At 62.2% G+C, this 23,175-nt stretch carries 16 protein-coding genes and 1 pseudogene; 7 read left to right on the top strand and 10 right to left on the bottom strand.

Annotated elements, in window-relative coordinates; translation table 11 throughout:
* Window positions 1-47: 47 nt before the first annotated feature.
* The 5 genes from V8689_RS26615 to pbpC form a co-directional block, all read right to left on the bottom strand.
* On the bottom strand, window positions 48-605 hold the full coding sequence (locus V8689_RS26615) for a DUF4136 domain-containing protein (RefSeq protein WP_056782813.1): 558 nt from the start codon (window positions 603-605) through the stop codon (window positions 48-50).
* Window positions 606-648: 43 nt separating this feature from the next.
* Window positions 649-1,251, bottom strand: a complete 603-nt coding sequence (locus V8689_RS26620; protein WP_056782811.1) for a DUF4136 domain-containing protein — start codon at window positions 1,249-1,251, stop codon at window positions 649-651.
* Between the two features lie 23 nt (window positions 1,252-1,274).
* Window positions 1,275-2,024 (bottom strand): methyltransferase, encoded by a 750-nt coding sequence (locus tag V8689_RS26625; protein WP_003188212.1) that lies wholly within the window; start codon window positions 2,022-2,024, stop codon window positions 1,275-1,277.
* Window positions 2,017-2,325 (bottom strand): MazG-like family protein, encoded by a 309-nt coding sequence (locus V8689_RS26630; protein WP_003188211.1) that lies wholly within the window; start codon window positions 2,323-2,325, stop codon window positions 2,017-2,019. Before V8689_RS26630 ends, V8689_RS26625 begins: the two co-directional genes overlap by 8 nt.
* 116 nt (window positions 2,326-2,441) lie before the next feature.
* Entirely contained in the window at window positions 2,442-4,733 is a 2,292-nt protein-coding gene (gene pbpC / locus V8689_RS26635) for a peptidoglycan glycosyltransferase PbpC (protein ID WP_056782892.1), read from the bottom strand.
* A gap of 245 nt (window positions 4,734-4,978) precedes the next feature.
* On the opposite strand from pbpC, the gene V8689_RS26640 reads away from it, so the two are divergent.
* A complete protein-coding gene (locus V8689_RS26640; RefSeq protein ID WP_056782809.1) occupies window positions 4,979-5,272 on the top strand; it encodes a hypothetical protein in 294 nt (97 codons plus the stop codon).
* Window positions 5,273-5,403: 131 nt separating this feature from the next.
* Here the strand turns inward: V8689_RS26640 and V8689_RS26645 are convergent, their stop codons facing one another.
* Window positions 5,404-10,302, bottom strand: coding sequence for an alpha-2-macroglobulin family protein (locus tag V8689_RS26645; RefSeq protein WP_282389612.1), 4,899 nt, complete (start codon window positions 10,300-10,302; stop codon window positions 5,404-5,406).
* Window positions 10,303-10,619: 317 nt separating this feature from the next.
* Between V8689_RS26645 and V8689_RS26650 the strand changes: the two genes are divergently transcribed.
* A complete protein-coding gene (locus V8689_RS26650; protein WP_056782807.1) occupies window positions 10,620-11,963 on the top strand; it encodes an MATE family efflux transporter in 1,344 nt (447 codons plus the stop codon).
* A gap of 111 nt (window positions 11,964-12,074) precedes the next feature.
* Here the strand turns inward: V8689_RS26650 and speA are convergent, their stop codons facing one another.
* The 4 genes from speA to V8689_RS26670 form a co-directional block, all read right to left on the bottom strand.
* Window positions 12,075-13,988 (bottom strand): arginine decarboxylase, encoded by a 1,914-nt coding sequence (speA, locus tag V8689_RS26655; RefSeq protein WP_003188203.1) that lies wholly within the window; start codon window positions 13,986-13,988, stop codon window positions 12,075-12,077.
* A 143-nt stretch (window positions 13,989-14,131) separates the two neighbouring features.
* Window positions 14,132-14,503: a translation initiation factor Sui1 gene (locus tag V8689_RS26660; protein ID WP_003188201.1), complete on the bottom strand. Its 372-nt coding sequence runs from the start codon at window positions 14,501-14,503 to the stop codon at window positions 14,132-14,134.
* 306 nt (window positions 14,504-14,809) lie between these two features.
* Window positions 14,810-15,346, bottom strand: coding sequence for an NUDIX hydrolase (locus V8689_RS26665; RefSeq protein WP_056782806.1), 537 nt, complete (start codon window positions 15,344-15,346; stop codon window positions 14,810-14,812).
* A gap of 2 nt (window positions 15,347-15,348) precedes the next feature.
* Window positions 15,349-16,416 (bottom strand): DUF2333 family protein, encoded by a 1,068-nt coding sequence (locus V8689_RS26670; RefSeq protein ID WP_003188197.1) that lies wholly within the window; start codon window positions 16,414-16,416, stop codon window positions 15,349-15,351.
* Window positions 16,417-16,714: 298 nt separating this feature from the next.
* Between V8689_RS26670 and V8689_RS26675 the strand changes: the two genes are divergently transcribed.
* The 5 genes and pseudogenes from V8689_RS26675 (at window position 16,715) to accC (ending at window position 22,987) form a co-directional block, all read left to right on the top strand.
* Window positions 16,715-18,385, top strand: coding sequence for a response regulator (locus V8689_RS26675; protein WP_056782805.1), 1,671 nt, complete (start codon window positions 16,715-16,717; stop codon window positions 18,383-18,385).
* Window positions 18,386-19,884: 1,499 nt separating this feature from the next.
* A pseudogene (locus V8689_RS26680) lies at window positions 19,885-20,400 on the top strand (methyl-accepting chemotaxis protein); the annotation flags it as partial.
* A gap of 263 nt (window positions 20,401-20,663) precedes the next feature.
* Window positions 20,664-21,119, top strand: a complete 456-nt coding sequence (gene aroQ, locus V8689_RS26685) for a type II 3-dehydroquinate dehydratase (RefSeq protein ID WP_003188192.1) — start codon at window positions 20,664-20,666, stop codon at window positions 21,117-21,119.
* A gap of 24 nt (window positions 21,120-21,143) precedes the next feature.
* Entirely contained in the window at window positions 21,144-21,608 is a 465-nt protein-coding gene (gene accB, locus V8689_RS26690; RefSeq protein ID WP_003188191.1) for an acetyl-CoA carboxylase biotin carboxyl carrier protein, read from the top strand.
* 17 nt (window positions 21,609-21,625) lie between these two features.
* Entirely contained in the window at window positions 21,626-22,987 is a 1,362-nt protein-coding gene (gene accC, locus V8689_RS26695) for an acetyl-CoA carboxylase biotin carboxylase subunit (protein ID WP_056782803.1), read from the top strand.
* Window positions 22,988-23,175: the final 188 nt, after the last annotated feature.

Raw genomic sequence — 23,175 nt, forward strand, 5'->3', positions numbered from 1 at the left:
TTATCGTTGACGTTTTTCGCGAGCAAGCTCGCTCCTACAGTGAGTGATCAGCGCGGTGGGTAGTTGGAGAGGATCTTGGTCACAGTGTTGCGGATGGCCTTGTTGCGATCCTCGGGGTTTGGCGTACTGGCCATCATTTGTTCGTCGCTGCCGCGCCACACCAGCTTGCCGTCCTTGCCGTCGAGCAGGTCGATCTGGAGGGTCGCGACCTTGTAGGTGATGTTGCGCGTTTCGTTGTACATCGGCGCGCCCCAGTACCCATTCCACGGGCCGCCCCAGGCACCGCCATAGTTGGTGGTGACTTGCTGCTGGCGGTCTTCGACGATCAGGTAGGCCTGTACATTCAGGTCAGCCTTGGTACCCGCCGCCGCAGGACGCAAACCGCGTTGATCCAGCTGTTCGCCCACGGCCTGGCGGATGCGTTGCTCGGTGAGGTCGCTCTTGATTCGCGGATCATCGGGGCGGTACTGCAACGCCGGGTCTTTCCAGGCCCAATTGCGGTAGGCGCCGAAGTCTCGGCTGGCGTCGAAATCGTGGTTGACCTGGTTGCTCTGGCAACCGCCCAGCAACATGACAACAGCAAGTGCAGCGATGCGACGAAGCATGGTGTTCTCCAAAAACAACGTGGGCCTGTAATGAGAATAGCTGCTAACTGGGTGGATAGGCAGCCATTGCCTTCTGCATCGCTTTGCGCAAACTATCGGCGCGTTCGCTCAGGCTGCCCTGGCTGGTGGTTTCGGCGCTGGTGCTCCACACCGGCTGGCGGGTGCGCGCATCGAACAGGCTGATACGCGCCACGGCCACGGTCACTTCATAGGTGCGCACCACGGGCACGCTGTTGTACATGCCGTAACCGTTGCCATAGCGGTTATAGCCGCCGTAGCCGTAACCATAATCGTCCTGGACCTGGCGCAAGCGTTTTTCCAGGCGTACATCGGCGCTCACCAGCAAGTCGGGCGCGCGCTTGTCATGCAAGGGGCGCAAGCCACGCTGGTCGAGGGCACCGCTGACCGCCTCGGCAATCTGCGCCGAATCGGCCCAGGCCGTGCCCGGCGGCAACTGGCCGTTGAGCCAGCCCCAGCTGCGGTAGGCGCCATAGTCGCGCACCGGCGCGGGGTAGGCGCTGGCATCAAAAGTGGTGGCCGCCTGGGCGGGCGCCGGCGGCATCGGTGCCGAACTGGCCACGTAAGGGTTGGGGCTTGAGCAAGCGCCAAGGCCTAGGGACAACAGGATTAAACCGAGACGACGCATGTCGACCTCCCACGCTGGGCCGCTTAAACCGGGCGGCAGATCCAGTGCAAATATCGCCCAAGCCCGGCAAAGCTTGGGTGACGACGGTGAGCGAGCTCCATCTCCAACAAGTCCTGCAGGTTGGCGCGCGCCTGGAATTCCACCGGCATATAGTCGTGGAACACCCGCACGCCACTTTGGCTTTCGACCTGCCACAACCCTTCAAGTTGCGCCGCCAATTCCCTTGGGTCCAGGGGTTGTTGCGGCGTCAGGCTCTGCTTTTCGCCGGCCATGTCGTTCTTGCGCATTTTGCGGAAGTGGCCTTTGAGCAGGTTGCGGTAGATCAACGCATCACGGTTGTAGAACGCCAGGGACAACCAGCCACCCGGCAGCGTCAGTTGGTGCAGCACCGGTAGGATGGCGTGGGGCTCGGCCAACCACTCCAGCACGGCATGGCACAGCACCAGATCGTAAGGCTCGGTGAGCTGGCCGAGCAAGTCCTGCCACGGTGCATGAATAAAGGTCGCGCTTTGGCCCGCGTCAGCGAAGCGCTGGCGCGCACCTTCAAGCATCGGCGCGGCGGGTTCGGCCAGGGTCACCTCGTGGCCCTGCTCGGCCAGCCACAGCGACATATGCCCCAGGCCGGCGCCGATATCCAGCACGCGCAGAGGCCGCTGCGGCAAGGCTTCCACCAGATCGGCCTGGAGCACCGCCAAGCGAATCGCGCCCTTGGCACCGCCGTAGATCTTTTCGGCAAAGCGCGTGGCCAACTGGTCGAAATGACGATCACTCATGGGCAAACCGCCGTTCGCTGTCGGCCAGCTTGGCGCGTACCACCTCGTTCATATCCAGGCCCAGTTCACTGCACAGCAACAGCAGGTACAAGACGATATCGCCGACCTCCTGGCCCGCATGGGCGAGTTTATCGGCGGGCAGTTGGCGGGATTGGTCTTCGGTGAGCCATTGGAAGATTTCCACCAGCTCGGCCATTTCCACGCTGGCAGCCATGGCCAGGTTTTTCGGGCTGTGGAACTGCTTCCAGTCGTTGGTATCGCGGATGCGGTGCAGGCGTTCGGTGAGGTGTTCGAGGTTCATGCGGGGGCTCCTGAATGGGTATAGCTTACCCCATGACGGGACGCGGAGCGTCCCAGGCGGCGTTCCCACGCAGAGCGTGGGAACGATCAGCAGAGCGTGGGAACGATCAGCAACGATCAGTCGACGACGCTGAATTCGAGCCTGGCGGTTTGACCGGCTTCATCCAATACGCTGAGCTGATAGCGCCCCAGCCGTTCAAAACTGGCGTTGATGCTGTCCTGATTGGCGCTGTCACCCAACGGCGCACCGTTGAGGAACCACCAACGCCGACCACTGCCGCCCAGAGCCGAGATTTTCAGGCGTAAGGCTTGTTGACTGGCAGCGGGCAGACGCAATTGATCGCCTTCGCGCACGCCCACAATGGACAATGGCGACGCCGCAGCCAGCGCCGGTGGAGGGCAATCCGGGTCAGGCGCAGGAATGCGCGCTTCACGGCGTTCAATCCTTGGCAACCAGGGCTCCAGCGGCGCAGGCCACAGGGCAATATTTTGGGGGGTTGCCCCAGGGCAATGGGCATCGACCCGCAAGCCCTTGGCGTTGACCCAGATGCTTTCCATCAAGCCCACACTCAAAGGTTGATCCAATGCCTGCAAGGTCGGCGGCGTGGTGTTGTCCAAGGTCCAGGCAAAACGCTGGCGGCGGCAATTGGGATCGCTGCGGCTCATGGGCTGGCCCAGCGGCCAACAGATCGCCGCCACGCCGATATTGGCAGGCACCGGTTTGACCGGCGCGCTGATGCCGCGCTGGCTGTCGCGGTTGGTCAGCACGTCATGCACCTGCAACATCAACGGCGCCGCCGACGCCAGGCCGAACTGCCCCGGTACCGGTGTGCCATCGGGCCGGCCGATCCATACGCCGATCAGATAACGCGGGCCCACGCCAATCGCCCAGGCATCACGAAAGCCGTAACTGGTACCGGTTTTCCACGCCAGCACCGGGCGTTGGACCAGCTCGGCGCGCGGGTCGCGATCGGGCCGCGCCTGGCCGCTGAGGATGCGCCGCACAATCCATGCGGCGCCGGGCGACAGCAACGGCCGCTCCCTGAGCGTATCGTCCGGCTGTAACCGCAGGGTGGCGCTCTTGCCATCGCGGGCCAGGGCGCTGTAGCCGCTTACCAGGTCTTCCAGGCGACTGCCCGCGCCGCCGAGGATCAGCGCCAGGTTCGGCTCGGCCAACGCCGGCAACGCCAACGGCATGCCACCGATGCGCATCTGTGCGGCAAAGCGCTTGGGCCCGTAGGCTTCCAGCAGTTGCACCGCCGGCAGGTTCAACGAGCTGGACAACGCCGTGCTCGCCGGCACCGCCCCGGTAAAGCCCATGGAAAAGTTGCCTGGGCGGTAATCGCCATAGCGTCGAGGCACGTCCTGCAACAGCGATTCGGAGTGGATCAGGCCGTCATCCAACGCCATGCCATAGAGAAAAGGTTTCAAGGTGGAACCGGGCGAACGCAGTGCGCTGATCATGTCCACATGGCCAAAGCGCTTGGTGTCGTTGATATCCACCGACCCCAGGTAGGCGCGTACCGCCATGCTTTCTTCTTCCACCACCAGGATGGCCGCCGAGGTGTGTTCCGGCAGGCGGGCGCGCCAGCCCAGCAACAGGTCTTCGAGACGGCGTTGCAGGGTGGCATCCAGGGTGGTGCGGATCAGTGGCGGGCTGTCGGGGCGGTTCAGGCGGCGTGCCAGCAAAGGCGCCAGGCTTGGCTCCAGACGTGGGGCGAGCAACAGGGGCTCTTCCAGGGCTTCATCGACCGCCGATTGCGGCCATACCTGAAACTCGGCCAAGCGGCGCAGCACTTTGTCGCGGGCCTCTTGGGCGCGCTGCGGATGACGGTCCGGGCGCAAACGGCTCGGCGCCTGGGGCAACACCGCGAGCAACGCGGCCTCGGCGTGGGTCAGCTGTGACGGTGACTTGCCCAGGTAGGCCCAACTCGCCGCCGCCACACCCTGCAGCGTGCCGCCGAAAGGCGCGCGGTTCAGGTACAGGTTGAGGATTTCGTCCTTGGACAGGTGCCACTCCAACTGCGCGGTACGCCACAGTTGGCGCAACTTGCCGTGCAGGGTGCGTGAGTGCGGGTCGAGCAAGCGCGCCACTTGCATCGACAAAGTGCTGCCGCCGGAGACCACCCGCGCACCGCTCAGGTTTTGCCAGGTCGCCCGTACCAGCGCCAATGGGTTTACGCCGGGGTGTTGGTAGAACCAACGGTCTTCATAGGTGAGCAGCGCGTCGAGGTAATAAGGCGAGACTTCGCTGGTGTATACCGGGTAGCGCCATACGCCATTGGCATCGGCAAATCGCCACAGGGGCGTGCCATCTTCGGCCAGCACTACTCGGGCCAGGTCGTCCTGGGGCAGGGGCAAGGGCCAGATGCGATCGGCCAGCCATAGCAGGGCAACCACCAACACCACACCACCCAAAGCCCAGCGCAATACCTGTGGGAGCTGGCTTGCCTGCGATAGCGCAGGATCAGTCAACTTATCCACAACTGCCCCACCGCTATCGCAGGCAAGCCAGCTCCCACATTGGACCGAGTAGATCCGGGCGTGATTAAACTAAAACTCAAACGGGCAAACCTCTATGCTTGCAGGGAACTCGCCTGCGTTATCGACAACCAAAGGCACAGTTACGCCCACCTTCTCATCAGGACACGCACATGCAGGTAGAAAGCTTTTTCGAATGGTTGGGCCAGGCGCTCGGTTCCGTCATCCGTTTTATCGTCGACGGGCTCAGCGGTTTGTTCGGGGCCTTGACCCACGCCGGCGGCAACTTTATCGACGGCCTATCACGCACCTTGGGCATGGACACCTCGATCATCAGCATCATCACCCTGATCGTCGGCCTGTTGTTCCTCTACTCGGCGGTACGCGCCTTTATGCGGGCCTCGATTATCGCGGGGATCATCTGGCTGATGCTGGGCCTGTGGTTGCTGAGTTGGGTCGTACACTGACATTACAACCCCTCGCCCCCCTCCTGTAGGAGCGAGCTTGCTCGCGAAAAACTCACAGGCGCCGCGTTGATTCAGGAAGCACGCGTTATCGTTGACGTTTTTCGCGAGCAAGCTCGCTCCTACAGTGGCTTTCAGCGGCCCTTGATCACCATATCCACTGGCGTTTCACCCACCGCCTGCCAGTTCGGCCGATACATCGACTCCACCTGCGGCGGCGGCACGCGGTAGGTTCCCGGGGTCACCGCACGCGCCAGGTACAGCAAGTGCGTGGTGCCATAGCCATCCAGATTCATCGCCGCCACATAGCGATCGTCCCTGAACTCCTGATGCTTGAGCGATGCATTCTGCATCGACTCACGCCACTCCTTCACCTGGCTGCTGGCGTTCTCAAGGCTCGCCGCGCTTTGGGCCAGGTTCTGGTTTTCCAGTTCCAGGCCGGCAGGCAACAGGTCAACGACCAGGGCATCCGGTACGCGCTGCTTGGCGCTGACCGCCAAGTGCACCAGTACCAGATCACCGCTGTTGAGGTTACGCAGGTTCAACGGCTGGCCGTTCATGCCCAGGTATTCGCGGCGGATACTCAGGTTGTTGCCACCGGCCGCTGGCGGCACTTGTGGATAACCCGAAACCGTCAATTGCTGGTACACCGGCGCTTCACCCTGATTGTTCAAGGCCAGGTCGCTGGAGAGCAGTGCGCCGTCCAATTGCAACGTCGATTGCTGGTTGTTCAACTCACGCACACCGCCGCTGCCGGTGAGCGACACTTGCCAGTTCGTTTCCGGCTTGGCGAACCCGAGGCGCCCGGCCAGGAACAGGGAATTACGCTCCTGGGTCGACAGGTACGGGCTGGCCGCCAATTGGTCCGACAGGGTGAACAAACGCTCCTCGCGCTGGCCCTTGGCCAAGTCGTTCTCCTCCAGCAACGCCAGGATCATCGCCTGGTCGCGCAGCGGGCTGCCGTAGTCGGCCAGCCACTCATTGGCATTGCGCTGCGCCGCCAACCCGGCCAACAGCGCCTGATCCGCACGCGGCTGGTCACCCATTTTCTGCAGGGCAATGGCCAACTGCACCAGCGGTAACCCGGAGCGCGCATCGCTGCGCCGTTCGAACAGGCTGCGCAACGCACCCAACGGTGCCTGCTGACTGCGCGCCAACACCATGCCGGCATACGCCTGCACGGCAAACCGGGTGTGTTCGGCGTTGTCGCTGTAACCCACCTCGATCAGGTTGCGCTCCTGCACATACCGCAACAGGCGCTCGCTGGCCTTCTTCAAGGCTTCAGGCGGTACGGCAAAACCCTGATCGCGGGCGCGCAGCAGGAAGTCGGTGACATAGGCGGTCAGCCAATATTCTTCCTCGCCATCGGCGCCCCACAAACCGAAGCTGCCGTTGTAACGCTGCATGCCCAGCAGGCGCTCGATGCCCAGCTCGATCTTGCGTTTGCGCTCGGCATCCGGCTCGCCCTTGATGCTCAGGCGCTTGAGCAGCGCGTCGTCGGCGTACAGCGAGGGGTACAAGCCACTGGCGGTTTGCTCCAGGCAACCATAGGGGTAAGCCTTGAGTGCACTGATCTGCGCGCCCAGGTTCAACGGCGGCCGGCTCGACAGGCTCAACAGCGCCTCACGCCCCGAGGCGTCGAATTGGTCCAGTGCGCCCGACGGCAAGCTCCACGGCTGATCCTTGAGCACTGCGCGATAATGCTTGAGCAAGGCCGGGTACGCCGGACGTACGCCCAAGGTCCATTCGCGACTGAACGGCGGCAGGTTCTCACCCGGCAAGTCCAGGCCGTTGACGGTGACCTTGACCTTGCCCTGGCCGAGCCCGCCCCAGGCTTGTACCGGAATACGCAAGGTGGTGCGCTGGCCTTGCTTGAGCTCAACCGACTGCGCGCCGCTGTTGACCAACTGCAACTGACCTTGCGCGGTCAATTGCACATCGAGCTTCTGCGCCTTGCCCGACAGGTTGGAGAGGTCCAGGGCTAAGGTGGTCTGGTCGCCTCCTGCCAGGAAGCGCGGTGCCGACAACTCGGCGATCAGCGGGGCGGCGATCACGGTCTTGCCTTCGGCCATGCCGTAGCGATCATCGCTCCAGGCTTGGGCCATCAGGCGCAGTTCGCCATTGAAGTCGGGGATATTGACGCTGACTTCACCCTCGCCTTTCTCGTTCAAGCTCACCGGGGCGCTTTGCAGGGCGACGATAGTTACGCTGGTGTCCGGGCGCTTGCCGCCTTTGGCCAACGCCGCGTCGCCACCAAATGCCAGGCTGGCCAGACGGCCCTGGCCGGCTTCGATCAGTTGCCCATAGATGTCGAACTGGTCGACCCCATAGGCTTTGCGGCCAAACAGGCTGGCGTACGGATCGGGCGTTGGGTATTCGGTGATATTGAGGATGCCCACGTCCACCGCCGCCAGCAGTACGTGCACCTGTTGGGGCACGCTGCCATCGGCGTTCTTGGCGGCGATCTTCACCGTCAGCGGTTGTTTGGGGCGCATTTTCTCTGGCGCGGTGAGGGTCAGGCCGAGTTTGCGCTGGGTGCGATCCAGCGGCAGATGCAGCAAGCCCACGGCGCGTTTAGGCGTGATATTGGCTTTGCGCTCGCCGGGGCGAATCACCAGGGCGCTCACATACAGATCATGGCGCGACCATTTCGGGTCGAGCTTCACCGCAAAGCTTTTGCCTTCGGCCGGCACGTCGATTTCCTGCCACCACAGCGGCCCTTCGGCAGACTCCACCAACAGGTAGCCTTTACCGGCCGCCGGTGGCGTGACGGTAACGTTGGCGGTGTCGCCATCGCCATAGGCGGGTTTGTCCAACGCCAGCTTGACCTGGTCGGGGCGCACGGCGCCGCCTTCGGTGTTGTCCTGGGCCTGGTAGCCGGCCCAGAAGCGCAGGCTGCTGACCAGCCCGGTCTGCGGGTCTTCAACCTCCACACGGTAAGGGCCCCACTCCACTTGAAAACTGACCTTGGCGGTGTCGCCAGCCTTGATGTTCAGGCTCTGCTCATCGAGGTTGAGAAATTTCTCGTTGAAGTGGTAGCTCCAGCCGTCATTCTCCGAGTAGTTCCAGTAGTAGTCGCGACGCTCACGCACCAGGCGCACCTTGAGGCCTTGGGCGGCCAGCTTCTGACCGTCCTGGTTGGCCACCAGCACTTCGAACTCCACCGGGCCATCGCCGTTGGTTTCCTTGCCGTCAAACAGGCCACGCAGGCCCGGCAGTTGCTCGGCCGGCCAGATCGGCTGCACCAGGCGCCGGGTGATCGGCCGACCGCCGGACTCCTGCAGGCTGGCTTGCACAATCAGTTGCAACGGCGACTTGGCCTCGGCCCACTTGCTTTCCAGGGTCAGCGCTTGCTCGCCATTGGCGTCGAGTACGCTTTCGTCCAGTTCGAAATCCTGGCTCAGCTCTTCTTCAGTGACGGAACCGAACTGGTAGCCCGGCAGGGATTTGACCGCTTCACGCAGTGGCCGCACGTACACCTGGCCACTGACGCGGTTACCGGATGCGGGCGCGCCGTAGAGGTAACGGCCGTTGACCTGGATGACCGGGTTTTCCTCCGGGCTCAGCGCCGTGTCACTGCCCTTGAGTTCCAGCGCCAGGCGCTCGGGCAGGAAGTCTTCGACGAGAAATTCATAGAGTTGCGGCTTACCGTCGCCGAGGTCGAACACCAACTGCCAACGGCCGGTCGGCGCTTCGCCAGCCAGCTGCAACGGGTATTGATACAGGCCGGACGCGTCGGCCTCCCACACGAACTTGCGGCTCACCTGTTCATCCGGGCGCCGCACTTCGACACTCACTGGCTGAGGCTTGACCGCCTTGCCATCCTTGTCGCGCAGCAGTGCGTTGAGCAGCACGGTTTCGCCAGGGCGATACAGGTCACGCGGGCCGAACACAAAGAACTGCAACGGGTGGGAGGGTTGCCCACCGATATCGAACTCCGCCAGGTCCAGCGCGGCGCTGTCCAGGCGCAGCAGGCTGGTTTGCTCGCCCTGCTTGGCCAGCAACACCTGGGCTTTTTTCGGCAGCGGCAGCTCGGCGTGGCCGCCGTCTTCGGTCTTGCCTTGCCCGAGCACGCGGCCTTCGGCATCGAGGATTTCCAGTTCGACACCGTTGAGTGCCTTGCCGCCTTCCAACGCCTGGGTAAACACATCCAGGCGATTGGCATAGCGGTGCACCGACAGGCCGATATCACTCAAGGTGAACAGGGTGGCCGGTTGCGAATAGTTGTAGGTGCCTGAAGCGCGCATCACCGCCAGGTACACGCCGGGTTGCTGCAGTTGTTTGAGGCCGGCAATCGGCAGCAACAGGGTTTCGCGGGTATTGCGCGCCGGGTTCAGGTCGAAACGCCCGCCGTAGACCAGCTCGGCCATCGGCAGCAGTTCACGGGACTCATAGCTTTGCAGGCTGGTATTGCGCCCCCACTGCGCCAGGAACGATGGCAGGGATTCGGGTTTGATCCGGAAGAATTCCACGTCGATCTTGTCGACATTCAACGCGATCACCGGCAGGCCCTCGGCCAGGCGCGTCGGCAACAAAGTGCCACGGCTGGCGAAGCCGACGGTGGCTTGCAGGTCGCGGGTTTCCAGGCGGGCGCTGTATTCGGCGGCGAGGGTGTTGCCGTTGACTGCCTTCACCCCGGCGTCCACGGTCAGCACCAGCTTGCGCTGCGGCTCAAGGTGACGCAGGCGCAGCTCCATAAGGTTATCGGACAGTTCCCAGGCGCCATCGACCTTGCCGGACGTGCTGTCTACCAAGTGCAGCTTGTCGGCGAATTTCTGATCGGGGTCCAAGGGGATGGAAAAACTCACCGACAAGGTGCTGGCCCCGTCCAACTGCACCTCGGACACGTCCACCACGCTCAGCTCGCGCCCGGCATAGCGTTGCTTCAACGCTGCCACGTCCACCGCCGCTTTGGCAGGTTTGGGCGCCACGCTTGGCGCTGCAGGGGCCGCGGGTGCAGCCGGTTTATCGGAAGAATCACAGGCGCTCAGCAGGGCCAGCGCGCAAGCGAGGAACAGTCCTTTGTTAAACATGGGGGCACTCGTCGTCAGAGGGAACCTGGGGGTGAACTATATATCAGCGTCGGCCTGGCTGCTGCGGCGCCGGTCACATTGACCGACGCAGACTCGGTTTGTTCGGGGGGGGGCCGCAAGCCCAGCCAAATCCCACAGCCGCTGACGATGATCGTTCCCACGCTCTGCGTGGGAATGCCGCCCCAGACGCTCTGCGTCGCGCCCCGTGCAAGATGACGCGGAGCGTCACGGGATGCATGCCCACGCAGAGCGTGGGAACGATCAGAGCCAGCTCCCACATTGGCCGGGTACAATGCCGCTCCCCCGAAGGAGACTGCATGTCCACCTTATTGACCGACTGGCGCCACCGCCCTACCCACCGCCGCGTCTGGGCCCTGGCCGCGCCGATGATCCTGTCGAATATCTCGGTGCCCTTGGTGGCCCTGGTGGACAGCATGGTCATCGGCCACCTGCCCCACGCCCACCAACTGGGCGCCGTGGCTGTCGGTGCCAGCCTGTATACCTTCCTCGCCTGGGCCATGGGTTTCCTGCGCATGGGTTCAACCGGCTTCGCCGCACAAGCCGCTGGGCGCAACGATGGGGCGGCGTTGCGGCAGATCCTGTTGCAAGGCTTGTTGCTGGCGCTGGGCCTGGCAATGCTGCTGGGCACCGTGGGTATTCCCCTGAGCCACCTGGCCCTGGAATGGATGCAGCCCTCGCCCGAACTGAACCAACTGACCCGCGAGTTTTTCCACACCCGCCTGTTCGGCCTGCCCGCCGCCCTGGCCAGCTATGCCCTGGTCGGCTGGTTCCTCGGCACCCAGAACGCCCGAGCGCCATTGGCGATTTTGCTGACCACCAACTTGGTCAACATCGCGCTCAACCTATGGTTCGTCCTCGGCCTGGACTGGGGTGTGGTCGGCTCCGCCCGCGCCTCGGTAATCGCCGAGTGGACCGGCGCCCTGCTCGGCCTGGCGCTCACGCAAAAAGCCCTGCGTGCCTATCCTGGGCATATCGCTTGGGCCGCCTTGAAACTGTGGCAAAGCTGGCGCCCGTTGCTGGCGGTCAACCGCGACATTTTTATCCGCAGCCTGGCGTTGCAGTCGGTGTTTTTCATGATCACGGTGCAAGGCGCAAGGCTGGGCGATGCCACAGTTGCAGCCAATGCCTTGCTGCTCAATGGGCTGTTACTGACGGCACATGCCCTGGATGGCCTGGCTCACGCGGTCGAGGCTCTGTGCGGCCACGCCATCGGCGCCCGTGACCGGCAAGCGTTACGGCGGTCATTGGTGGTTGCCTGTGGTTGGTCGCTGATCGCCAGCGTGGGTTTCGCCCTGCTGTTCACCTTCGGCGGCCATCTGTTCATCGCCATGCAAACCGATATCCCCAGCGTGCGCGAAACCGCCGATATCTACCTGCCCTACCTCGCGGTATTGCCGTTGATTGCAGTGTGGAGTTATTTGCTCGATGGGCTGTTTATCGGTGCAACGCGGGCGCGGGAAATGCGCGATGGGATGTTGCTGACGGTGATGCTGGTACTGCCGATTGCCTGGGCCTTGCAGGGGCTGGGCAACCACGGGTTGTGGATCACCTTCCTGCTGTTCATGGCGGTGCGCAGCCTGACGCTGTGGGCGATAGCCTGGCGCCTGAATCGGCAAGGACTGTGGCTGGGAGCAACCTGAAGGAACGCAGACCCAATGTGGGAGCTGGCTTGCCTGCGATGGCGGTGTGTCAGCCCCTTAACTGTTGCCTGACACTCCGCCATCGCGGGCAAGCCCGCTCCCACACTTTTATTACGAGGACAGGTACGAAGAACGCGTCAGGCCCAGACGCAACGCATCCAGGAACTGGGTGCGCTCCGAAGCAGAGATCTTCGCACTGGCACACTTGTCACGGTAATGCGTCATCAACTCCTCCGGCGACAAGTGCACATAGCGCAGCATGTCTTCGATGGTGTCGTGGGTCTCGATCCCGGCGCTGTACACCGAACCGTCTTCACGCTGGTAGATGTTCACCGAGTCGGTATCACCGAACAGGTTGTGCATGTCGCCCAGGATTTCCTGATACGCGCCGACCAGGAAGATCCCCAGCAGGTAGTCCTCGCCTTCGTTCAAGCCGTGAACCGGCAGGCTGGTTTCGATGCTCTGCTCGTCGACGTATTGCTTGATCTTGCCGTCGGAGTCGCAGGTCAGGTCTTGCAGCACAGCGCGGCGCAGCGGCTCTTCGTCGAGGCGGTGCAGCGGCAGAATAGGCAGGACCTGGCCGATGGCCCAGGTGTCCGGCAGGCTCTGGAATACCGAGAAGTTACAGATGTACTTGTCGGCCAGCTTGTCGTTGAGTTCGTCCAGCACCTGGCGGTGCGAGCGCTGGCGGGCTTTCAACGAGTTGTGCAGGCGACGGCACACCGCGAAGTAGCACTGTTCGGCCAGGGCTTTTTCCGCCAGGGTCAGCTTGCCATCGGCGTACTGGGCCGCCACGTCGCTCATGTAGTGGGTGGCGCGCCAGTAGGTTTCGGTGACCATCTCGATGTCGGTCGGGCCCAGCAGGTCCACCAGCCATTGCACGGTTTCGGGCAGGCTTTCCTTGTTTTCGATGGTCGGGATTTCGTCGTTGTGCTTCTCGACGTCCGTCACCTGCACCACCAGCATGGCGTGGTGAGCGGTCAGGGAACGGCCGCTTTCGGAGAAGATGTTCGGGTGCGGCAGGCTCTGCGCGTCGCAGAATTCCTTGAGCATGCCCACCACCACGCCGGCGTAGTCGTCCATGTCGTAGTTGATCGAACTGGCGTTGCGCGAGTGGGTACCGTCGTAGTCCACGCCCAGGCCACCGCCGACGTCGATGTGGTCCACCGGCAGGCCGAGGTTGCGCAGTTCGCCGTAGTAACGAATGGCTTCCTTGAACCCGTGCTGGTAGTCAGCCAGGTTGGCGATCTGCGAGCCCATGTGAAAGTGCAGCAAGCGGATGCCCTGGTCCAGGCCGGCCGCGCGGAAGCGCTCGACCACCGACAGCAGCTGCGCCGCCGACAGACCGAATTTGGATTTCTCGCCACCGGTGTCCGCCCACTTGCTCGATGCCAGGGACGACAGGCGCACACGCAGGCCCACCTGTGGCTTGACCTTGAGGCTCGCCGCCTCTTCGATCACCAGCCCCACCTCGGACTCTTTCTCGATCACGATGAACACGTTGTGGCCGAGCTTCTGGCCCATCAGCGCCAGGCGGATGAACTCACGGTCTTTGTAACCGTTGCAGACGATGGTGCCGCCCTTCGGCGCCAGGGCCAGCACGGCCAGCAGCTCAGGCTTGGAGCCGGCTTCCAGGCCGATGGAGACGTTCTGGGTGGCAATGATGTTCTCGATCACCGCTTCCTGCTGGTTCACCTTGATCGGGTACAGCGCGGTGTACTTGCTCTGGTATTCCAGGCGCTCGATGTTGGCATCGAAGGCACCGGTCAATTGGCGCACGCGGTCTTGCAGGATATCGGGGAAGCGCACCAGCAGCGGCAACGACAGGCCGCTTTTGCGCAGCTCATCGACTTGCTCGTACAGGTCGACGGGCGTGCTGTTCGGGCCGTTCGGACGAACTTCTACGCGACCGGCTTCATTGATCGCGAAATACCCGGCCCCCCAATGGCGAATCCCGTAAACACTGCGGCTGTCCGCAACTGTCCATTGGCTGCCATCGTCTTTGCGTGTGCGTCGTACGGACATCGAAGTCCCCTATAAATGAAGGCGAAGGCGCCACCTCTCGTTCGAGGCTGGCGCAGTCTAAAGAATGAAAATGACGATTTGCCTGCAAGGGAAGTAGACCCCACTGGCAGGACAGAGTTTAGCCACAGGTTGGGAAGAGGCTTTCAGCCGCCGGACTTCTTGGCCTTGTACCCGAGCTTGATCAGCTCGGCCAACAGCAACTCGACGTGATCGCCCTGGATCTCGATGACCCCGTCTTTCAACGCGCCACCGGTGCCACAACGCTTTTTCAGCGAGGTGGCCAATTCCTTCAGGGCCTCTTCAGCCAGGGGCACGCCGGTGATGGTGGTCACCGTCTTGCCGCCACGGCCTTTGCTCTCGCGACGCACGCGGGCAATACCGTCGCCTTCGGGGATCAGGGTCTGTTTGCAGGTACACGAATCCACGGGCTGACGACAGTCCGGGCAGTGTCGACCTGCGTCGGTGGAAAATACCAGGCCACCAAGGGCGGCGAAGGATGCGGCTTTTTTGGCCACCGGCAATCCTCTTGGGAGGATGAAGACTGATCGGCGCCGCACAAGGCGGTGACCGACCGCGAAGCCCCACTCAGGCAGGGGCAGCGCTACCGAACCGTCAAGGCCACCACCACTGTAGGAGCGAGCTTGCTCGCGAAGATCGTCAACGATAACGCGGCCATTCAGGCAGCACGCAGTGTCCTGGCGTTTTTCGCGAGCAAGCTCGCTCCTACAGGGTGAAACAATAGCGGTTCGGGTGAAAAGGCGCGCAGTGTAACGGCAAAAAGCAAAGTTGCTAAGAGCCAAATGACGCCATTTTTTGCAACTTTAGCGACGCGAGGCCAGATAGCGCCGCAAGCCCTCTTGGGCGTCCGGGCAATAAGGCTTTTGCCTGGCCTCTGCAAGCACCGTTTCAATGGGTAGAAAACGCGCTTCCATGACCTCTTCAGGCTGCAAGCACAGCGGCCCGTCCCATACGGCAGAGTAGGAAGTACACCAAAGACGGCTGTCGCCATCTTCAAAGTAAAAATGATCGTGCTCGACCAGCTCCACGCCACTCACGCCCAGCTCTTCGGCCAATTCCCGCTGTGCCGACAGGGCATAGCTTTCTCCCGCCGCCACCATCCCGCCCGCCGCCGTATCCCAGAACCCCGGGTACAGGGCTTTACTCAGCGTGCGCCGGTGCACACACAGCTCGCCTTTGGAATTGAACAGGAAGATAAAAGTGCAGCGGCCAATCAAGCCGCGCTGGCGCAGGTCGGACCTGACCAGGTGGCCGAGCAGGTGGTCCTGCTCGTCGACCCAGCAGATCAGTTCAGCATCGGAAGCCGCTCGGTGTGCGGCCTCCTTTTGAGTAGCGTCCATCATCAACCCTGGTTGAGGAGCTGACGCAAGTCGATCACTGCAGCGTTTGCCCGGGAAATATAGTTGGCCATCACCAGCGAATGGTTCGCCAGTACACCGAAGCCACTGCCGTTAAGAATCATAGGACTCCATACCGGTTCCTGCGAGGCCTCCAGCTCACGAATGATCTGGCGCACGCTGACGGTGGCGTTTTTCTTGGCCAGTACGTCGGCAAAGTCGACCTCGATGGCACGCAACAGATGGGACAGGGCCCAAGCCTGGCCGCGCGCTTCGTAGAACACGTTGTCGATCTGCATCCATGGGGTTTCCACCACTTCTTCATCGACCTGGGGCACTTCACCCGGCGCCAACGCCTCGGTTTTCAGCGCAGTGTTCAGCTTGACCCGGCCCACACTGGCCGACAGGCGCTGGGACAGCGAACCCAAACGGGTGGCCACATCGCCCAGCCAGTTGTTGAGGTTGTCGGCACGCGCATAAAACAGTGCGCCGCGCTGGTTCGGGTCAGACAGGCGCGCTTCGTAGCGGCTCAGGGAGTTGATGCCTTCCTGATATTCCGACTCACTGGAAGGCAGCACCCAGCTTTTGTTATCGAAGTTGAAGCGCGGCTCGGCCTTGGCCAGGTCCGCGTCTTCAGCCGACTGCGACTGGGAGCGAGCGAAGTCTTTGCGCAGGGCACGGGTCAGGTCACGCACCTGCACCAGCACGCCGTATTCCCAGCTCGGCATGTTGTCCATCCACAAGCCCGGCGGGAAACGGTCGTTGGAAATATAACCGCCCGGTTTGTTCAGCAAGGTGCCCACCACGGTCTTGAGGGTTTCGACGGTGGTGTAGCCCACGACCATCTGCTTGCCTTCCTTCTCGGCGGCAAGCTGGGCATTTTGCTGCACCGGAAACAGCGCCGGCTCCTGGCTCCAGTACCAACCCAGGCCACCGGTGACCAGCAGGTACAGGCCGATGATGCTGAGCAAAGCCCGGCTCATCAGCAAGTTGCGAAAATAGCTGCGGTTGGCCGACTTGGGCTCAGGGGCGGGGCCTTTGGCACTGCCTTCACGGTTTTTCCAGTCCAGCATGGCGATATCCTTTCAATCACTTGAGTTCATGCACGTCAATTGTCCGGGTGCGTTCAGACACTCCGACCACAACCCTACCCCATCGTGCCCGTCGGTGCGGGGCTTTTACACGAAAGTGGCGCACCGGGCCGCTTGGACTATAAAGGATGCACACCTTTTACGCCGGGCGACCAGGCGGTCAATAACTGAATCTCAGGCATGCAGACTTAATTGACGTATGACACTCATCTATCAGAAAAGAGGTGCTAGCATAGCGCCATCAGTCGACCTCAGCATGCACCCTCACAGTAGTCAGGATATGACCGAGTCAGAAGACCCCAGCCGCGAGCGTCTCAAGCAGCACTTTGCCCAGCGGGTAATTCATCAGGCACGTCAAATTCTTGAGATCTGGCAGCGCCTGCAACGCAGCGAGTGGTCGAACGCCGATTTTTCCGAACTCAGCGAAGCCAACCTGCGCCTGCAACGCTTCGCCGAACGCTTCGAACAGCCCGAACACACGCAACTGGCACGACATATCAGTGAATCTCTGCAAGCAGTGGATGAGAACCGTGGCCGCCTGAGCAGCCAACTGATCACCGAGCTCAACCGTTTGATGCAACGCCTGTCCCGCACCGGCCTGCGCCAGGGCGACCAGCTTGAGCAAACCTTCCTGCCACCGATGCGCAAGCCGATCTATGTGATGCTCGCCGACCATGACCGCGCCGAGCGCCTGGCCAAGCAGCTCGAATTCTTTGGCATGAGCGCCCACGCCCTGGACAGCGTCGCCGCCTTTCGCGCGGCCATGGCCGAGCGTTTGCCGTCGGCGATCGTGATGGACGTGGACTTCTGCGGCACGGGCCTGGGCCTGAAGCTCGCCGCAGAAGCCCAAGAGGGCCTGGAGCACAAGCTGCCGCTGTTGTTTTTCAGCCTGCACGAAACCGACACCCCGACACGCCTGGCCGCCGTACGCGCCGGCGGCGAAGAGTTCCTGACCGGCACCCTGGAGGCCTCAAGCCTGCTGGAAAAGATCGAAGTGCTGACCTGCGCGGCCCAGTACGAACCGTACAAAGTGCTGATCATCGACGACTCGCGGGCCCAGGCGCTGCACACCGAACGCCTGCTCAACAGTGCCGGAATTATCACCCGCACCTTGATCGAGCCGATCCAGGCCATGGCCGAGCTGGCGGATTTCCAGCCCGACCTGATCATCCTCGACATGTATATGCCGGCCTGTACCGGCACCGAACTGGCCAAGGTGATTCGCCACAACGACCGCTACGTCAGCGTGCCGATCATCTACCTGTCGGCTGAGGACGACCTGGATAAACAGCTGGATGCGATGAGCGAGGGCGGTGACGATTTCCTCACCAAACCGATCAAACCACGCCACCTGATCACCACTGTGCGCAACCGTGCCTCGCGTGCGCGTAACTTGAAGGCGCGGATGGTGCGCGACAGCCTGACCGGGCTGTACAACCACACGCATATCCTGCAACTGCTCGAAGATTGCAGCTTCCGCGCCCGCCGCGAGAACAAGCCTCTTAGCTTTGCCATGCTCGATATCGACCACTTCAAGCGCGTCAATGACAGCCACGGCCACCCCATGGGCGACCGGGTGATCAAGAGCCTGGCACTGTTTCTCAAGCAGCGTTTGCGCAAGACCGATTACATCGGCCGCTACGGCGGTGAAGAATTCGCCATCGTGATGCCCGACACCGACCTGGAATCGGCCTGCAAGGTGCTGGACGACATTCGCCGGCGCTTTGCAGAAATCCACTACCCTGCCCAACCGCAGGATTTGTGGTGCACCTTCAGCGCTGGCCTGGTGGAGCTGTGCGACGATTCCGACAGCCTGATGATGGCCGCTCAGGCTGACGAAGCGCTGTACCGCGCCAAGGACGCCGGACGCAACCGGGTGCAAGCCGCTCGCACACCAAAGCAAAGTGCCATCTTTTCACCAGAATCCACCGATTCGGTCATAACGCTGTAATACAAACGCAATAAATTCAGGCGCTTATCTCTTGCCGTCGGTTGAAACCCCGCATGCGCCTGAAGCTGCTGACCAATCTCAATACCCTTCTGCTGGTGGCCGTGTGCCTGGCGCTCGGGGCGACGCTGTGGTGGTCGCAACGGGCGCTGGAGCGCCCGTACTTGTTGATGGAGCGCTACCTGGGGTTGTCCCAGGTCTTTCAAAACCAGGCGGCCCGTAACATCGACGACTACTTGGCCAGCGGCGATGCGCTGCGCCTGAGCAGTGCCACCCAGAGCCTGGAAAGCCTGCAACTGCAGCTAGCGGAACTGCCGCCCGAATTGGCGCAAAACCTGCGCCCCAGCCTTATGGAGCTGGAAACCTTCAGCAAGACTGACTTGTTGGCCGCCGGTAAATTGGCTGGCGACCCGCAAGCCCTGTTGCTGCAAGCCGAACGTGAACTGGGCGCGAACCTGGAACAACTGAGCCAGTACGCCAGCGGCGTCAATTCCGCGGAGGCTGCGCGCTATATGCCGCCATTGCTGGCCGCCTCACAGCACCTGGGCAAACTGTCCCTGGCCCGCGACAAGCTGGTGAGCAGCGGGCGCGCCGAGTTGGCTGCGGATGTCGAGCGGGAAGTGACCAACCTGCGAACCCAGGCCGACCTGCTCGGGCAGCTGCCCCTATTGGGAATAAAGGCCAGCGCTGAATCCAACACCGACGATTTTTCCGCGTTGATGGGCCTGGAAAACACCGAAAAAACCGAAGCCCAGGACACCGGCGTCGACCTCAAGCGCGAGCTCAACAGCCTGCTGACCCGCTACCCTGCTGAACTCCAACGCACCCGTGAACAGATTCAGCAACGCACTGACCTTGCCGCCAGCACCCACCAAAAAATCACCAACGTGCAACAAGCCATCGCCGGCCTCGAACCCGTGGTGCGCGCGCAACACGCGAAGATTCAGGGTGAAGTACGCGTAATGCAGGGTGTGATGATTGGCCTGATCCTGCTGATCGCATTGCTGATCGACACCCTACAACGCCGCCTGGCGCGCGTACTGACCAACCTGGCGCCGGCCTTGTCGACCTGGGCCGAAGGCGACTTCAGCCAGCCGATCGCCCTGGGCAAGACCAACCGTGAACTGCACGATATCGAGGCTTCCCTCAACCGCCTGCGCGCCTACCTGGTGGACTTGGTCGGCACCATCCGTGGCAATGCCGAAGAAGTGGCGGGCAGCAGCCGCGCCCTGGCCGAACTGAGCAGCGGCCTGCACGACGGCGCCGAACGCCAGGCCGGCGACACCGCGCAAATCCGTGATTCCCTGGGCGAACTGGAGGCCACCATCCAGCAAGTTGCCGGGGATGCCAGCCAGGCGGCCGGAGCCAGCCGCAGTGCGGGCCAGGCCGTGGAGCAAGGCCAGCGCGTGATCGGCCTGAGCCTCACCGGGTTGCATGCCTTGGTGGGTGAAGTGCAGCAAAATGCGCAGATGATCGAGAAACTCGCCGAAGAGTCCGCCACCATCGGCGGCGTGCTCACGGTGATTCGCTCGATTGCCGACCAGACCAACCTGCTGGCCCTCAACGCCGCCATCGAAGCCGCCCGCGCCGGTGAGGCCGGGCGTGGTTTCGCCGTGGTGGCCGACGAGGTTCGCTCCCTGGCCCAGCGTACCGCCGGTGCCACTGCCGAAATCCAGGGCCTGATCGCCGGCCTGCAAACCGCCGCGCACCAGTCGGTAGAAGGCATGCGCGCCCAGGTCGAACACGCCGAAGCCACCGCCCAGCAAGCCCAGGCGGCGGATGGCGCGCTGGATGAAATCGTCGGCGCGATCCAGACCATCTCCGACACTGCCGTGCGTATTGCCGATGTGACCGCGCAACAAAGTGGAGCCGTGAGCGAGATACGCGACAACAGTGAGCGGATTCATCAATTGGGTGAGGATAATTTGCTGCGTATTGGCCAGGGACGCAGCCAGGGCGAACACCTGCTGGTGCTGGGCGGGCAACTGACCACCGCAGTACAGGCCTTTCGCGTCTAACCCGATCTGATGTCCCATGAAGACCAAAATGTGGGAGCTGGCTTGCCTGCGATAGCGGTGGATCAGCCAACTCATCCCCCACTGATACACCGTCATCGCAGGCAAGCCAGCTCCCACACTGACCGAACGCAGGCTCTTGGTCACAAATTTTGCGCAATCCTCGCTAATCGTGCCGGCTACTGCATAGAACTGGACAGTCACAAAGGCTTTGCGGCATAGTCGCCGGGTTCTGACGCACCCACACCAATAACAAGGAACAGCCAATGGCGACCTTACTGGTTCTTCACGGACCCAACCTGAACCTGCTTGGCACCCGCGAACCGGGCGTCTACGGGGCAGTGACTCTGGACCAGATCAACCTCGACCTGGAAAAAAGGGCACGTGAAGCCGGCCACCATTTGCTCTACCTGCAAAGCAATGCCGAGTATGAATTGATTGATCGCATCCATGCCGCGCGCGGTGAAGGCGTGGACTTTATTCTGATCAATCCCGCCGCTTTTACGCACACAAGCGTTGCATTACGTGACGCGTTGCTGGCGGTGAGCATCCCATTCATCGAAGTGCATTTATCGAACGTGCACAAACGCGAAGCTTTCCGCCATCACTCTTACTTCTCCGACGTAGCGGTAGGAGTGATCTGCGGCCTTGGCGCCAGCGGTTACCGACTGGCCCTGGAGGCCGCCCTGGAACACATTGAAGAACAGGCTAAACGCCCCTGACCGACCCTTGGGAGTTGATGATTCATGGATATCCGTAAAGTTAAGAAACTGATCGAACTGCTGGAAGAATCCGGTATCGACGAGCTGGAAATCAAGGAAGGCGAAGAGTCCGTACGGATCAGCCGTCACAGCAAGACCCCGGCCCAACAGTTCTACGCGCCACAGATGCAAGCGCCGGCTCCAGCCGCTGCTGCTCCGGCTGCCGCGCCTGCCGCCGCCGCTGCACCTGCCGCCCCAGCCGCGCCTGCGCTGAACGGCTTCGTGGTCAAGTCGCCAATGGTCGGTACGTTCTACCGCACCCCGGCACCGACCTCGCCAGCCTTCGTTGAAGTGGGCAAGACCGTGAAAGTGGGCGACACCATCTGCATCGTTGAAGCGATGAAAATGATGAACCACATCACCGCGGAAAAAGCCGGCGTCATTGAATCCATCCTGGTAGAAAACGGTCAGCCGGTTGAGTACGACCAGCCGCTGTTCACCATCGTTTGAACCGCGGAGCGCCTTCGATGTTGAAACCTGCGAAGAAACTGCAAAAAGTCCTGATCGCCAACCGCGGCGAGATCGCGCTGCGTATCCTGCGCGCCTGTAAGGAAGAGGGCATCAAGACCGTCGCTGTTTACTCGACGGCCGATACCGAATTGATGCACGTGAAACTGGCGGACGAAAGCATTTGCATCGGCCCGCCACTGGCCACGAACTCGTACCTGAAAGTCTCGAACATCATCGCTGCGGCAGAAGTGACCGGCGCTGATGGCATCCACCCAGGCTACGGCTTCCTCGCGGAAAACGCCGATTTTGCCGAACAAGTGGAAAAATCCGGGTTTGCCTTCATCGGCCCCAAAGCCGAAACCATTCGCCTGATGGGCGACAAGGTCTCGGCCAAGGACGCCATGATCGCAGCCGGCGTGCCAACCGTTCCAGGCTCCGACGGCCCACTGCCTGAAGACGAAGAAACCGCTCTGCGCATTGGTCGCGAAGTCGGCTACCCGGTGATCATCAAGGCTGCCGGTGGCGGTGGTGGTCGCGGCATGCGCGTGGTGCACAAGGAAGAAGAGCTGATCGAAGCCGCCAAGCAGACCCGCTCCGAAGCGGGCGCCTGGTTCGGCAACCCGATGGTCTACCTGGAGAAGTACCTGACCAACCCACGTCACGTGGAAGTCCAGGTACTGTCCGACGGCCAGGGCCACGCCATCCACCTGGGCGACCGCGATTGCTCGCTGCAACGTCGGCACCAGAAGGTATTGGAAGAAGCCCCGGCTCCGGGCCTGGACGAGAAAGCCCGCCAGGAAGTCCTGGCACGCTGCGTCAAGGCGTGCATCGACATCAACTACCGTGGCGCCGGTACCTTCGAGTTCCTTTACGAGAACGGCCGTTTCTACTTCATCGAGATGAACACTCGCGTGCAGGTAGAGCACCCGGTATCGGAGATGGTCACCGGTATCGACATCGTCAAGGAGATGCTGAGCATCGCCGCCGGTAACGTGCTGTCCTTCACCCAGGACGACGTGAAGATGCACGGCCACTCCCTGGAGTGCCGCATCAACGCCGAAGACCCGAAAACCTTTATCCCAAGCCCTGGCCTGGTCAAGCATTTCCACGCGCCCGGCGGCAACGGCGTACGTGTGGATTCGCACCTGTACAGCGGCTACAAGGTTCCGTCCAACTACGACTCGCTGATCGGCAAGCTGATCACCTGGGGCGCGACCCGCGACGAGGCCATGGCCCGTATGCGCAATGCCCTGGACGAAATCGTGGTAGACGGCATCAAGACCAACATCCCGCTGCATCGGGACCTGGTTCGTGATGAAGGCTTCTGCGAAGGTGGTGTGAACATTCACTACCTGGAACACAAACTGGCCAACCAGTAAGTGCTCCACCCAACAAAACCGCCTTCGGGCGGTTTTGTTGTTTCTGGGCCCTGATCGTTCCCACGCTCCGCGTGGTAACGCCTCTTGTGGCGCTCCGCGCCACGCCTTAACAACGGGACGCGGAGCGTCCGAGGCGGCATTCCCACGCCGAGCGTGGGAACGATCGTCGGCGCAGTCGTCTTCTGGCT

It is taken from the genome of Pseudomonas sp. AK181 (assembly GCF_051122975.1).
GTDB classification, from domain to species: domain Bacteria; phylum Pseudomonadota; class Gammaproteobacteria; order Pseudomonadales; family Pseudomonadaceae; genus Aquipseudomonas; species Aquipseudomonas lactis.

Bases quoted from the DNA above. Each gene is read 5' to 3' on its own strand.
- aroQ (WP_003188192.1), top strand. From the start codon at position 20,664: ATGGCGACCTTACTGGTTCTTCACGGACCCAACCTGAACCTGCTTGGC.
- speA (WP_003188203.1), bottom strand. From the start codon at position 13,988: ATGTCCGTACGACGCACACGCAAAGACGATGGCAGCCAATGGACAGTT.
- V8689_RS26670 (WP_003188197.1), bottom strand. From the start codon at position 16,416: ATGCTGGACTGGAAAAACCGTGAAGGCAGTGCCAAAGGCCCCGCCCCT.
- V8689_RS26630 (WP_003188211.1), bottom strand. From the start codon at position 2,325: ATGAACCTCGAACACCTCACCGAACGCCTGCACCGCATCCGCGATACC.
- V8689_RS26640 (WP_056782809.1), top strand. From the start codon at position 4,979: ATGCAGGTAGAAAGCTTTTTCGAATGGTTGGGCCAGGCGCTCGGTTCC.
- V8689_RS26625 (WP_003188212.1), bottom strand. From the start codon at position 2,024: ATGAGTGATCGTCATTTCGACCAGTTGGCCACGCGCTTTGCCGAAAAG.
- accC (WP_056782803.1), top strand. From the start codon at position 21,626: ATGTTGAAACCTGCGAAGAAACTGCAAAAAGTCCTGATCGCCAACCGC.
- V8689_RS26645 (WP_282389612.1), bottom strand. From the start codon at position 10,302: ATGTTTAACAAAGGACTGTTCCTCGCTTGCGCGCTGGCCCTGCTGAGC.
- V8689_RS26620 (WP_056782811.1), bottom strand. From the start codon at position 1,251: ATGCGTCGTCTCGGTTTAATCCTGTTGTCCCTAGGCCTTGGCGCTTGC.
- V8689_RS26675 (WP_056782805.1), top strand. From the start codon at position 16,715: ATGACCGAGTCAGAAGACCCCAGCCGCGAGCGTCTCAAGCAGCACTTT.
- V8689_RS26665 (WP_056782806.1), bottom strand. From the start codon at position 15,346: ATGGACGCTACTCAAAAGGAGGCCGCACACCGAGCGGCTTCCGATGCT.
- V8689_RS26615 (WP_056782813.1), bottom strand. From the start codon at position 605: ATGCTTCGTCGCATCGCTGCACTTGCTGTTGTCATGTTGCTGGGCGGT.
- V8689_RS26650 (WP_056782807.1), top strand. From the start codon at position 10,620: ATGTCCACCTTATTGACCGACTGGCGCCACCGCCCTACCCACCGCCGC.
- accB (WP_003188191.1), top strand. From the start codon at position 21,144: ATGGATATCCGTAAAGTTAAGAAACTGATCGAACTGCTGGAAGAATCC.